The organism is Halorussus vallis (assembly GCF_024138165.1).
GTDB lineage: Archaea > Halobacteriota > Halobacteria > Halobacteriales > Haladaptataceae > Halorussus > Halorussus vallis.
The window spans coordinates 418780-432412 of record NZ_CP100001.1; the positions used below are offsets into that span (position 1 = coordinate 418780).

Genomic DNA, 13633 nt, shown 5'->3' on the forward strand with positions numbered 1-13633 from the left:
GCTAAAGAAGTTCGGGGACCGCCGGCGGCGACGAAGTAGGAAAACGTCGGACCGTCTCAGATGTCGGTGATTCGCGGATACGCGTCGTCGAGCGGTTCGGCGTCTTCGGGCAGGAGCGCCACGACGAGATGGGGTGCGTACGTCTCGAAGTAGTCGACGAGCGCGGCGATGCGTTCGGGGTCGATGGCTTCGAGCGAGTCGAGGAGCATGAACGGGACGGTCCGGTACACTTCGTGGGCGAGATACCCCGCGAGTCCGAACACGAGTCCCGTCACCTCGCGCTCGGATTCGCTCAGGTGGTCGACCGTATCCTCGTACGCCCGTCCCTCCGGCGTCGTCCGGACCACGTGCAGGTCGAACGTGGTTTCGTCGACGCGACGCCTCCCCTTCTGGACGGTTTCGTCGCGCCGTTCGATCCAGATACGTTCGAGGTTCCCGTATTCGAGGATGTCGAGCAACTCGTCCATGTGCTCGTTGAACGCCGTCACGGCCTCCTCTTCTATCCTCCCGATACGCTCCCGGAGTTCGGTGAGGTGCTCGCGAACCCGTTCGCGCTCGGCTTCGATTCGGGGAATCTCCTCGAGGTCGGACTCTATCGACTCGATTTCGGCCTCCGTCTCCTCGAGGTCGGACTCGATCCGTTCGGCCTCTAGTTCCAGTTGGCTCGCGCGCTTGCTCAGTTCGAGGATTCGGTCGTCGGAGTCGTCCCGGCGCAACTCCTCTACGGTTTCCTCCAGGGTCGCGACGCGGTCGGTCAACTCCTCTCGACGGTTCCTGAGGTCGTCAATACGCTCGCGGCGCTGTTCGATCTGATCGTCGATTCGTTCGAGTTGATGTTCGATCTGCTCGCGGCGTTGCTGACGCTTCTCGACCGTCTGTTTCTCCTCGCGAAGGTCGTCCAACTGCGAGGACGCCTCCTTGCGCTGGGAGAGCTTCTCGCGGTGGAGTTCGCGGAGGTCCTCCACCGTCCGTTCGACCTCCCCGCGCTCGACGTGCGACCCGCACGTCCAGCAGACGAGTTCCGTGTCCTCGGCGAGCAACTGTGCGCTTACGTGCTCGTCGTTCTCCGGGACGAGCGCCTCCCGAAGCTCGGAATCGCTGCCTTCGAGCACCTCCTGGTTGAACTTGATGATGTTCTGAAGCTGGTCGAGTAGCGAGTCGAGGGTCCGCTTTCGCTCCCGTAGCTCACCGATTCGGTGACCGAGGTCGCTGATCTCCTGAATCGAGGTCGGAAGTTCTTCTCGCTCTTCCCGGAGTTCCTCGCGCTCTCCCTTCAACGACTCCAACTGTTCTCGCTCCGAGTCGAGTCGCCGCCGCGTCTTTTCGAGGTCGCTGCGGGCGTCGCCGAGTTCGCTCAACCGCTCTTCGACCTCGGCCCGCTGTTCTCGCGTCTCGTCGACGCCCGCGTCGAGCGTTTCGATCTCGTCTCTCAGCGCCTCGAGTTCCTCGCGCTTGGCCGACAGGGACTCCCGCAGGGAGGCCCGTTCCCGTTCGAGTTCCGGGAGACGCTGTTCCCGCGACCGGCACCGCTCCAGTTCCTCGTCGAGTTCGTCCTTCTCCCGCTCCGCTTCCCGAATCTGCCTCTCGACGTCCGCCGTGTCGACGGGACGCATGATCACGTCTCGCAGGTCGTCGCCCCGGGCGACCGCACGGCGGGCCTCGTTGTCCTCGAGGAGGAAGGCGAACAGTTCCGCCGGAGTCGCGTCCGACAGGTAGGGTGAACCACCGGCCCTGACCGTCCCGTCCTCGCGGACGAACGTTCGGACGTAGGTTTCGTCCCCGATGGTGAGTTCGACCCGGCCCCGGTCGGCGTCGCCCTTCAGCACGTCCTCATCGCTGCCGAGCGCCGCCTTTATCGACCGGAGAAAGGAGGTCCTGTTGGTCGCGTTCCGTCCCTTGAGGACGGTGACGCCCGGGACGAGTTCCACCTCCGTCTCGTCGATCCCCCCGATGTTCCGTACCGAAACGGAGGCTTCCGTTTCCACCGCAGTGCTCTGGTTCATGGTTTCGTGTTGATGTCGTAGTTCTAAAACTCTAACTCCCTTCCGGGTAGTGATACTGACTAGCATGGGCTCCGGGCTCGGGCGCTCGGTCGACGGTCGAACGCGGCGACGCGTCGGTCCGGCTATCCGGTCAGTTGGCAGTCGCAACCGCCCTGTTCGAGCAGTTCCGTCACGTCATGAAGCGCGCCGCACGACTCGCAGGTGACCCGGAGGTTCACGAACACCTCGAACTCCTCGAGCGCCAACTCGTCGCCGTCGCGTAGCCGAGAGAGCGAATCGACCGTGACGGCTTCGGCCCGACTCCGCATCTTGTTCACTCGACTTCGCTCCTTGTCGGTCGAGAGGGTTCGCGTCCCCTTCTCGGCGCCGAGGCAGTTGCGGAGGTGTCGATACACGGTCTGGTGGGAGACGAACTGCTCCTCCACCCGTTCGACGTCGACCCCGTTTTCGTCTAGGACCGACCGCGCGCGTAGCCGCTCGGCTTCGAGCGTGTCGTCGTCGGTCAGGAGCGCGTAGAAGTTCTCGACGCACCCCTCGATGAGTTCCATCCCCTCCGCGCGCATCGCCGCACGGAGGAGTCGGCGATTGAACCGGTCGGCGAGACTGCGGACGCTCTCCTCCTCCCGCCGCTCGCCGGTCCAGCGCTCGACGAGGTCCGCGTTCGCACGTCGCAGGTCGTACGCGTCGACGAGCGAACCGACCTTGCAGGTGCAGTCGGGTTCGGCCTCCAGACGTCCGTTCGTGGGTTCGGTCATTCGGTTACTCCCCCGTTCGTGATACAGGTGTATGTATGTAACGAAGGCCGGTCGGCGTCCAAACTTTTTTAAAGCACTTCGCTGTAACTGTGAACGACATCACCATGGAAGTCACTGGCGAACGCACCATCGACCAGACTCCGGACCGTCTCTGGGACACGATACTCGACCCCGACACGCTCGAACAGACGATTCCCGGCGCACAGAGTCTCGAACAGGACGGTGACGTGTACGAAGGGACGCTCGAACGCGGCCTCGCTGGAATCTCGATCGAACTCTCGGCGACCGTCGAGGTCACGGACGAGGACCGCCCCGACTGGATCGACTGCGACATCGAGGGGACGGACAACACCATCAACAGCCGTGTCGACGGGCAGGCTCACGTCGAGTTCGAGGAGGCGGACGACGGGGCGACGACCCTCGTCTACGAAACCGACTTCGACTTCTCCGGAAAGCTCGCATCCCTCGGTTCCCGGATCATCAAGCGGAAGGTGAACAAGGACCTCGACACCTTCTTCTCCAACCTCGAGGAGCACGTCGAGGAGCAGGAAGCCGCCGCGTAATCCGCCTCATCGATTTCTTTCTCCGGTTCAGTTGTGTTAACGATACCCAAACGTTATATTACATTGTTTTGTATGACAGACCATGGCGAGAGGGCCATTAGCAGATGTAATAGAGAGTGGACCGGGCTTCAGAAGCGGTCTCGCCGACTTCGGCGAGTACCTCGACTTGAACAAGGTGGGGTCGGGCCTCACGGCGGCCATCTTCGGCTGTACCGGTCCGGCGCTCATCATCCTACAGGCGGCTTCCAAGGGGAACCTCTCGGACGCGCAGGCGACGTCGTGGTTGTTCGCCATCTACGTCCTCGGAGGAATCATCACGTTGGGGATGGCCCTCTACTACAAACAACCGATCATGGGGGCGTGGACGATTCCCGGCGCGGTGATGGTCGGCCTCGTCCTCGCCGACTTCAACCTGGCTCAGGCGGCCGGGGCGTACTTCGTCTCCGGCTTACTCGTCTTCCTGGTCGGAATCTCGGGGACGTTCCGGAGTGTAGTCGAGTACCTCCCGCGTCCCATCATCATGGGAATGATCGCGGGCGTCCTCATCGGCTTCACCATCGACATCGTCAACTCCATCGCGGAGGCGCCGCTCATCGCCGGTATCGCCTTCCTGGGTTACCTGGCGTTCTACCGCGCGGTACCGAGCGTGCCCGGCATCGTCGGCGCCATCCTCCTCGGTGGGGTCGCGGCGTTCTGGCAGGGAGCGACGGCACTGTCGGACGTGACGTTGCGCATCGCCACGCCGATTCTCGTCGCGCCCGCGTTCTCGGTCGAATCCATAGTCACCATCGCGCTTCCGCTGACCATCATGGTCATCGGCGCTGAGAACATGCAGGCCATCGGCGTGCTCCAGGCAGAGGAGTACGACCCGCCGATAAACTCGATGCTGATATTCAGTGGTCTCGGCGGTATGCTCGCTAGCCTCATGGGCGGCCACAACGCCAACATCGCGGGTCCGATGACCGCGGTCACCAGTAGCGACGAGTCGGGCTACCCGAAGGAGGGTCGCTACGCCGCGTCGGTCGTTGGCGGCCTCCTCTTCGGCGGCTTCGGCTTCATCGCGGCCGCGGCCACCTCCATCGTCAACGCCATCCCGAGCGTGCTGATATCGCTGCTGGCCGGCGTCGCGATGATCAGCGTGCTCATCAGCGCGTTCGAGGAGTCGTGGGTTGAGTCCGACCGCTACCGATACGGCGTGTTCTTCGCGCTCATCATCGGGATGTCGGGCGTCTCGTTCTACGACATCGGAGCGCCGTTCTGGTCGCTCGTCGGCGGCGTGTTCGTCTCGCTCGTCCTCGAACCCGACGACTGGGAGTTCCTGCGCTCGTCAAGCGCGACGACCGAGGAATCGCGCTCGGTCGACCAGTAGATATAATACCGGCTGGACGGTCACTACCACCCGTGACGTCGAGTGACTCCGGGTCGATCGACCAGCTGGTACAGGGTGCGGTGGACACGCACATGCACACGGCACCGGGTGCGTTCCCCCGCCACGACACCGACTTTTCGGCCGCGCGCACGGCGAAAGAGCACGGCATGCGCGCCATCGTGACGAAGAATCACCACTTCGAAACAGCTTCGCGCGCACAGAACGTGCGCGACGAGGTCGGGTTCACCGTCCTCGGCGGCATCACGCTCAACGAGTGGGTCGGCGGACTCAACCACCACGCCGTCGACGGCGTCGCCAACTTCGACGCCGACATCGTCTGGATGCCGAGCATCACGGCGGCGAACCACCTCGAAAACGCCGCGGTGCAGATGTTCGAGACCGAAGAGCAGGAGAAGGCCGGGATTTCGGTCCTCGACGAGGACGGCGAACTGACGATCGAGACGCTGGCGGTCCTCGACAGCATCGCCGAACACGGCCTCGTCGTCGGACTCTCGCACCTGAGCCCCGAGGAGGCCATCGCGCTCGTCGACGAGGCGACGAGTCGGGGCGTCGAGGAGTTCCTCGTCCAGCACCCCCACGCCGAGTTCCTAGACTACTCCCACGACCAGATGCGGACGATAACCGACCTCGGGGCGACGCTGGAGTTCCACTACATATGCACGAGCGAGATGATGGGCAACGCCGCGACCGTCGACGACTTCGTCGCGGCCGTCGACGCCGTCGGCCCCGAGAACGCCGTCATGGCGACCGACGGCGGTGCGACCGCGAACCCGCCCGCGATGGAACAGTTTGAGAGTTTCATCGGCGACATGCTGGACGCCGGCGTTCCGGAAGCCGACGTGGAGACGATGGTCAAGGACAACCCGAAGCGAATCTTCGACCTCGACTGACGGCCGCTACCCGGCCGAAGCGCCGACGGCGCGCCGCATCTGGTACGCGGAACCGGTACCTATTTACCCGCGGCAGGGATGATTGATACTGTTCGAGGTTAACAGATGTCAGCCGAAGTAGACCGCGAGATGGAAGAGTACTTCGAGTCGATGCCGTTCCTCCGGAACATCGGCATCGAGAACGCCGTCGTCGAGGACGGGACTGCGGAGTTCCACGTCCCGTACGACGAGAAGATAACGAACCACACCGTCGTCCACGGCGGCGTGATGGCGACCCTCGTGGACGCGACCGTCGCGGGTGCGATCCACAGCGACGCCGAGGCGCCCCTCGACGAGATGGAACCGCTGACCATCGACATGGACGTCAACTACCACGCGCCGGTGACGGAGGGCGACATCGTCGCCCGGGCGAACCTCGTCAAGCGCGGCGGGACGATAGCCGTGGGGGAAGCCGAGGTCACCAACGAGGGCGACCTCGTCGCGTCCGGCACCGCGACGTACTTCCAGAAGTGGAGATAGCCCGAACGCGACCGATACCCGGCCGACACACCAAACTCTTTTAGACGGTTCGACCACTCTCTGCGTGTGAACACCGATGAACATGGGACAAGTGTTTGCACGGGCCACGGACAGATACCCCGAGTCGACCGCGCTCGTGGACCCGACGGCCGACGTCCGATACACCTACCGAGAGTGGTACGACCGGGCGTTCGCGGTGGCGGCCGCACTCTCCGAGCGCGGAATCGGAGAGGGCGACCGCATCGCGACCGCGATGCGCAACCGGGCTGAGCTGGCGACGCTCTACTGCGCGACCCAACTGCTCGGTGCCGTGTTCGTCCCCTACAACTTCCGCACCTCGCCGACCGAACTCGCGTTCCTCGTGAACAACGTCGAACCGGCGGCGCTCGTCTTCTCGGAGGCGACCGCCGACAGCGTCGCGGCGGGCCGCGAGGAGTTCCCGAACGGGACCGACTTGCTCGCGCTCGACGAAACTCCGTCGTTCGCAGAGTCGTACGAGTCGTACCTCGACCGCCGGGACCCCGAGTTCGAACCGTCGTTCGTCGACCCCGACCGGACCAGCCTGATACTCCACACCGGCGGCACGACGGGTCGGCCGAAGGGCGTCCCGCGGAGTCACCGCAACACCTACGCCGCGGCCGTCGCCCACGCGATCCAGACCTCCTGGTCCCAGCGCGAGGCGACGCTCGGGTTGATGTCGCTCGCCCACACCATGGGAATCCACGCGCTTGCCGCCGTCCTGGTCCTGGGCGGCAAGTGGGTCACCCAGCGGGAGTTCTCGGCGGCCGCCACCCGTGACGCCATCCGGTCGGAGGGGGTCACCAGTCTCTACCTGGTTCCGACCGTCTACCACGACCTGGTCGAGTCACCCTCGATAGCCGACGCCGACGTATCGAGCGTCCGGAACGTCGCGTTCGCCGGCGCGAGCATGAGCACGACCGACATCCGCGCGGTCGCCGACCAGTTCGAACCGGAGTCGTTCGTGAACCACTACGGGAGCACGGAAGTGTACTCCCACGCGGTCTGCGAGCGACTACTGGAAAAGCCGGGGTGCATCGGGCGGGCGGCCATCAACACGCGCATCAGGGTGGTCGAACCGAGCGAGTTCGGCGACCTCGACCCCGAGGCCAGGGTCGACTCCGGCGAGGTCGGCGAGATCATCGTCGACGCCTCCTCTCCGGAGGCGTTCGACGGCTATCTCGGGGCCGACGACGACCGCACGCTCGTCGACGGGTGGTTCTTCACCGGCGACTTGGGCTACCGCGACGCCGACGGCGACCTCTTCATCATCGGCCGCATCGACGACATGATAATCAGCGGCGGCGAGAACATCTACCCCGTCGAGGTCGAGAGCGTCCTCGAATCCCACGACCTCGTCCGGGAGGCGGCGGTCGTCGGTCGCCCGAGCGAGCGCTGGAACCAGACGGTCGCGGCGTTCGTCACAGTCACCGCCGCGTCGGGCGACGTGGACTTCGAGTCGGCGGTCGCCGAACTCGACGAGCACTGTAGGCGGAGCGAGGGTCTCGCGAACTTCAAGCGCCCGCGCAAGTACTTCTTCATCGACGAACTCGCCAAGAGCAACGTTGGCAAGATTCTTAGGAAAGAGTTACAAAAGAAGGAGTTGGACATCAACGTACACGCGGAAGTGGATGTGTAGTCATCCGAACCCGTACGGAGATTCGCATGTATCCAAGCCAGTTCGAACACGTTCCGGTCGACAGCGTCGACGACGCGGTCGCCGCGCTTCAGGAGTACGAGGACGCGGAGTTGCTCGCGGGCGGTCAGAGCCTCGTACCGTTGCAGAAGACGCGGTTCGCGTCCCCCGACTATCTGGTCGACATCACTGGAATCGAGGAGCTACAGTACGTCGACGACGCGGGCGACGCAGTGGAAGTCGGGGCGCTCGCCAGTCACACCCAGATACAGCGGGCACAACCCGTCAAAGACCACGTCTATCTCTTCAGCGAGTGCATCGGCCAGATCGCCGACTGGCCGGTCCGCAACCAGGGCACGTTCGGGGGAACGGTCGCCGAGGCCGACCCGTCCGGCGACTACCTGCCCGTCCTCCAGATTCTCGACCCCGAAATCACCCTCGTCGGACCCGACGGCGAACGGACCGTCCCGTTTGAGGAGTTCTACCTCGGGATGTTCACCGTCGACATGGAGGAGGGCGAACTCATCACGCGGGCCCGCCTGCCCAAGTTGACGCCGTCGTCCGACGCAGCGGGAATCGGCAGCACCTACAAGAAACACGCAGAGCGCTCCGGCGACTACGCGCTGGCCAGCGTCGCGGCCATCGTCGAGGTCGACGATGCGGGTGACGTGACCGACGCTCGACTGAGCGTCGGCGGTGTCGGCCCGCTGACCCGCCCGGAAGAGGCCGAGTCGCTCGTCGAGGGGACCGACCTGGACGACGACGTCCTCGCGGAGGCCGCCGCCGCCGTCCGGGAGGCGGTGCTCCCAGACGAGGAGGGGCCGGAGGGCGACTACAAGGAGGCGATGGCTGGAGAGTTCACCGAACGAGCACTCGAAACCGCGTACGAACGCGCGACCGAAAGCATATGAGCAAATCCGAACCCACGACCACCGTGACGGTGACCGTAAACGGCGAAGAGTACGTCAAAGAAACCGAGGACCGGAAACTTCTGGTCCACTTCCTCCGGGAGGACCTCGGCCTCACCGGGACCCACCAGGGGTGCGTCGTCGGCAAGTGCGGGGCCTGCACCGTCCTCCACGACGGGACGCCCAAGAAGTCGTGCATGCTGTACGCCGCCCAGATTGACGGAGACGAGATCACGACCGTCGAGGGTCTCGCCGACATCGCCGAGGCGGAGGGTAACGAGATGGAGACCCGCGACGGGGCGACGCTCCACCCGCTCCAGATGGGGTTCAAGCGGAATCACGGACTCCAGTGCGGTTTCTGTACGCCCGGGTTCCTGATGACGTCGTACGCGCTCCTGCAGGAGAACGAGGACCCCGACGACGACGAGATTCGGTCGGCCCTCTCGGGCAACATCTGTCGGTGCACCGGGTACAACTCGATCGTCGAGAGCGTCGAGTGGGCGGCCGCGGAACTCGCCGGAGCAGACGACGGGGCCGGCGGGAGCGACGGAAACGAGGACGGCGCGGTTTCGACCGATGGCGGATTCTCGACCGACGGCGCCGCCGGTGGGTGTCCCTGTCGCCGCGACTACCCGACGGGAGGTGACGGCGAGTGAGCGAGTCGGTTCCGCAGGAGTCCGAGGAGGCCGACGAGTCGGACGCCGGATACGTCGGCGAGACGTTCGGGCGCCGCGAGGACGACCGACTCGTCCGCGGCGAAGGGAAGTTCATGGACGACTTCGACCCCGTCGGGAACCTCCACCACCTCGCGTTCCTGCGCTCGCCGCTCGCACACGGGACGATCGAGTCGATCGACACCGAGGCGGCGGAGGCCCGCGACGACGTGCGGTGCGTCCTGACCGGCGCAGACGTCGCCGAGCGGATGGATCCGTTCGCCGTCGGCGTCCAGAACCCGCCGGAGTACTACCCGATGGCCGTCGACAAGGTCCGGTACGACGGCGAACCCGTCGCCGCGGTGGTGGCGACCAGCAAGTACGCGGCCAAGGACGCCCTGGAGGACGTCGAAGTCGAGTACGGCCGACTCGACCCGGTCACGGACGAGATGGAGGCCCTCCAGAGCGACGCGCCGCAGCTCCACGAGGACGGTAACCTCGCGAACGAGCGGACGCTCAAGTACGGCCCGGTCGAGGAGGCGTTCGAGGAGGCCGACCACGTCGTCGAGTCGGAGTTCGAGTTCCCCCGATACACGAGCGCCCCGCTGGAAACCTACGGCGTCATCGCCGACTACGACCGCGGGCGCGACACCGCGACCGTCTGGTCGAACTTCCAGGGTCCGTTCACGATGCACCCCGTCGTCGCCGGCGCGCTGGGGATGGCCGAGAGCGACCTCCAGTTCAAGGTCCCGGCCGACAGCGGCGGAAGTTTCGGCATCAAGGCCCACATCTACCCCTACATCGCGGCGACCGTCGTCGCGTCCGAACTCGCGAAGGTCCCCGTCAAGTGGATCGAGAGCCGGCGAGAGCACCTCCGCGCGAGCGCCTGTCACACCGACCGGGTCCAACGGATGCGCGGGGCGGTGACCGACGACGGCGACATCCTCGGCGTCTGGGTCGAACTGTACGACAACTTCGGCGCGTACGTCCGGGCGCCCGAACCGGGCAACACGTTCCGGCCGCTCGCGAACTTCGTCAACACCTACGACTTCGACGCGTTCGGCGGCGACTTCTACGCCGTCCAGACCAACAAGTGTCCGGCCGGCCTGAACCGCGGCTACGGCTGTCACCAGTACTACTTCGGCCTCGAACGCCTCGTCGACCAGATGGCCGAGGCGGTCGACATGGACCCGACCGAGTTCCGGTCCCGGAACTTCATCGACGCCGACGAGTTCCCCTACGAGACGCCGACCGGCGGCGAGTACGACAGCGGACGCTACGCCGAGGCGCTCGAACGCGCGAAGGAGTTGTTCGACTACGAGGCGTACCTTGACCGCCGGGAGGAGGCCCGGGAGGACGGCCGGTACGTCGGCATCGGCTGTGCGGGCATCGTCGACCCCTCCGCGTCCAACATGGGGTACGTCTCGGTGGCGCTCTCGCCCGAAGACCGCTCGAAGTCCCACCTCAAGTCGGGGGCCGCCAGCACGGTCACCATCCAGATGCAACCCGACGCCAGCCTCGTGGTCGAACTCGACTCCGCGCCGAGCGGCCAGGGCCACGAGACGACCGCGTCCCAAATCGTCGCCGACGAACTCGGCGTCGAACCGGAGGACGTGAACGTCATCGCCGGCATGGACACGACCGAAAAAGCTTGGAGCATCTCCTCGGGGTCGTACTCGTCGCGCTTCGGAACCGCCGGCCACAGTGCCGTCCAGAAGACCAGCGAGAAGGTGGGCCGGAAGATGAAGCGCATCGCGGGCTACCTCCTGGATGTCGACCCGTCGACCCTCGAACTCCGGGACGGCCGCGTCCACGCCCCGGACGACGACTCGGTTTCGGTCAAGCGTGTCGCCGGGACGGCCCACTGGAACCCCGACCACCTGCCGGAGGGCGAACAACCCGGAATCTACGAGCACCACACCTACAGCGTCGCCGACTCGAAGCCCATCGGCGATGACGACACCATCAACTCCTCGGGGACCTACGGCTACGGCATCCAGCTCGTGGCGGTGGAGGTCGACGCCGTCACCGGAGAGATAGAGGTCCTCGACTACGTCGCGGTCCACGACAGCGGCACCATCGTCAACCCCCAGATCGTCGAGGGACAGATCGAGGGCGGCATCTTCCACGGGTTCGCCGGCGCGCTCTACGAGGAACTCGAGTACGACGACACCGGCACGCTACAGGCCGACACGTTCATGGACTACGCGGTTCCGACCGCGAAGGAGGTGCCGGAGATAGACACCGACCACCTCGAAACGCCGTCGCCGAAGACGCCGCTCGGCTCGAAGGGCACCGGCGAGGCTGGGACCGAGGCGGCGCCCGCGGTCATCGCCAACGCCGTCGACGACGCGCTCGACCCCGCTGGGGTCGAGATAACGAGCCTCCCGCTCCGGCCCCAGAAGATTTGGTCGCTCCTGCGGGACGCCGACTCGGCCGACTCGGAGTCGTAGTCACCGCCCTTCTTTCTCGAATAAACGTCGGGTGTGTCACTCCGAACGCGAACTGGTCCATCGTTGTTGCCTTATCTGCCAATCCTCCATTCCCCGCTATATTACAAACGTACGGATGTAACGCAATTCCCGGAACGCCGGTCGTCGCAGTTATCGAACACAAACTTTTTAGATGGTTCGAGCATTTGCTATACCGACACGGTAGGACGAGTTAGCTATGCACATGGGCAGAGTATTTCATCGAACTGTGGAACGGTTTCCGGAACGAACCGCGGTCGTGGACCGAGACGAGGGGGTGAGATACACGTACGAAGAGTGGAACGACCGGGTGAATCGGCTCGCGTCTGCGCTGGCCGACCGCGGCGTCAGACCCGGTGATCGGGTCGGGGTGGTGATGCAACCGCGAGTTCAGGCCGGAACCGTCTACTGGGCGCTCCAGAAGGTCGGGGCGGTGTTCACGCCGTACAACATCCGCGCCGCCGCCGACGAGATCGAGTTCCTCGTCGGGAACACTGAACCGGAGTTCCTGTTCTACTCGTCGGTCGCGCGCCGGGCGGTCGACAGGGCCCGTGAGAACTTCGAGACGACCGACCGACTGGTGTACGTCGACGAGGACGCTCCCGAGTACGCCGAGCGCTTCGACGATTTTCTCGCCGACGGTTCCCATGAGTTCGCCGTCGCCGACGCTGACTCCGACGCGACCAGCGTCATCCTCCACACCAGCGGTACCACCGGACGGCCCAAGGGCGTTCCGCGAAGCCACACGAACACCTACGCGGCGTCGACGGCCCACGCGATTCAGTCGCAGTGGACCGAGGGCGAAGTGACGCTCGGCCTCATGCCCATCTACCACACGATGGGGCTTCGGTCGCTGGCGACGACGACCATCCTGAGCGGCACCTGGGTCGCCCAGCGGTCGTTCTCCCCGAGACAGACGGCCGAACTCATCGAGTCCGAGGACGTCACCGGTCTCTATCTGGTGCCGACCGTGTTCCACGACCTGGTGAAGTCCGACGTCGCCGACCGCACCGACTTCTCTAGCGTCGAACGCCTCGGCTACGCGGGGACGCCGATGACCGCCTCGGTCCAGCGGACCGTCCGCGAGACGTTCGAACCCAGTGTCTTCGTCAACCACTACGGGAGCACGGAGGTGTACACCTACAGCACGTGCTCCTGGATCGACGAGAAGCCGGGGTGTGCCGGCCGTGCCGGAATCAACACCCGTGTCCGGGTCGTCAAGCCAGACCGCGACGGTACCGTCTCGCCGACGGAGACGGTCCAACAGGGCGAGCTCGGCGAGATCATCGTCGACGCCTCCTCTCCGGAGGCGTTCGACGGCTACCTCGACCGACCCGAGGCCGACGAGAAGTCGTTCAACGAAGGCTGGTACTTCACCGGCGACCTGGGCTACCGCGACGAGGACGGCGACCTCTTCGTCTCGGGGCGCGTCGACGACATGATAATCAGCGGCGGCGAGAACATCTATCCCGTCGAGGTCGAGAACACCCTCGACGACTGCGAGGAGGTCGAGGAGGTCGCCATCGTCGGCCTCGACGACGAGCGCTGGAACCAGGTGGTCACGGCGTTCGTGACGCCGACCGAGTCCACCGACGCGGTCGACTTCGCCGCGCTCGCCGACTACCTCGACGGCCACTGCCGGGAGAGCGACGACCTCGCGAACTTCAAGCGGCCGCGAAAGTATGTCTTCGTCGACGAGATCGTCAAGAGCAACGTCGGGAAGATTCTGCGCCGGGAACTCGTCCTCGACGACCTCGACGTGGAGGTCCACGCAGAAGTCGACGTCTGACCGGACCTGCGGGCGGACCCCGGCGACCCAGTCGACCG

General features: G+C 65.2%; 11 protein-coding genes. 9 read left to right on the plus strand and 2 right to left on the minus strand.

Going from position 1 to position 13633, the window contains the following annotated elements; all coding sequences use genetic code 11:
• Window positions 1-56 precede the first annotated feature (56 nt).
• Together NGM07_RS22090 and rdfA are read right to left on the minus strand one after the other, a co-directional pair.
• Window positions 57-2003: an archaea-specific SMC-related protein gene (locus tag NGM07_RS22090; RefSeq protein ID WP_253520519.1), complete on the minus strand. Its 1947-nt coding sequence runs from the start codon at window positions 2001-2003 to the stop codon at window positions 57-59.
• 122 nt (window positions 2004-2125) lie between these two features.
• Entirely contained in the window at window positions 2126-2758 is a 633-nt protein-coding gene (rdfA, locus tag NGM07_RS22095) for a rod-determining factor RdfA (RefSeq protein ID WP_253520521.1), read from the minus strand.
• 104 nt (window positions 2759-2862) lie between these two features.
• Here rdfA and NGM07_RS22100 point away from each other — a divergent pair, with 104 nt between their 5' ends.
• The 9 genes from NGM07_RS22100 to NGM07_RS22140 all read left to right on the plus strand — a co-directional run bounded on the left by NGM07_RS22100 (window position 2863) and on the right by NGM07_RS22140 (window position 13595).
• Entirely contained in the window at window positions 2863-3321 is a 459-nt protein-coding gene (locus NGM07_RS22100) for an SRPBCC family protein (protein WP_253520523.1), read from the plus strand.
• An 82-nt stretch (window positions 3322-3403) separates the two neighbouring features.
• Window positions 3404-4690, plus strand: a complete 1287-nt coding sequence (locus NGM07_RS22105) for a benzoate/H(+) symporter BenE family transporter (RefSeq protein WP_253520525.1) — start codon at window positions 3404-3406, stop codon at window positions 4688-4690.
• Between the two features lie 80 nt (window positions 4691-4770).
• The gene (locus tag NGM07_RS22110) at window positions 4771-5601 is read left to right on the plus strand and encodes a DUF6282 family protein (RefSeq protein ID WP_438267724.1); all 831 of its coding nucleotides are present in this window, start codon (window positions 4771-4773) and stop codon (window positions 5599-5601) included.
• A 105-nt stretch (window positions 5602-5706) separates the two neighbouring features.
• Window positions 5707-6120 (plus strand): PaaI family thioesterase, encoded by a 414-nt coding sequence (locus NGM07_RS22115; protein ID WP_253520529.1) that lies wholly within the window; start codon window positions 5707-5709, stop codon window positions 6118-6120.
• A gap of 76 nt (window positions 6121-6196) precedes the next feature.
• On the plus strand, window positions 6197-7777 hold the full coding sequence (locus tag NGM07_RS22120; protein ID WP_253520531.1) for a class I adenylate-forming enzyme family protein: 1581 nt from the start codon (window positions 6197-6199) through the stop codon (window positions 7775-7777).
• Window positions 7778-7803: 26 nt separating this feature from the next.
• Entirely contained in the window at window positions 7804-8685 is an 882-nt protein-coding gene (locus NGM07_RS22125) for an FAD binding domain-containing protein (RefSeq protein WP_253520533.1), read from the plus strand.
• Complete coding sequence (locus tag NGM07_RS22130; RefSeq protein WP_253520534.1) at window positions 8682-9338, plus strand: (2Fe-2S)-binding protein; 657 nt, start codon at window positions 8682-8684, stop codon at window positions 9336-9338. Before NGM07_RS22125 ends, NGM07_RS22130 begins: the two co-directional genes overlap by 4 nt.
• Window positions 9335-11788, plus strand: a complete 2454-nt coding sequence (locus tag NGM07_RS22135; protein ID WP_253520536.1) for a xanthine dehydrogenase family protein molybdopterin-binding subunit — start codon at window positions 9335-9337, stop codon at window positions 11786-11788. The genes NGM07_RS22130 and NGM07_RS22135 overlap by 4 nt, the downstream gene beginning before the upstream one ends.
• 223 nt (window positions 11789-12011) lie before the next feature.
• Window positions 12012-13595: a class I adenylate-forming enzyme family protein gene (locus tag NGM07_RS22140; RefSeq protein ID WP_438267719.1), complete on the plus strand. Its 1584-nt coding sequence runs from the start codon at window positions 12012-12014 to the stop codon at window positions 13593-13595.
• Window positions 13596-13633 lie beyond the last annotated feature (38 nt).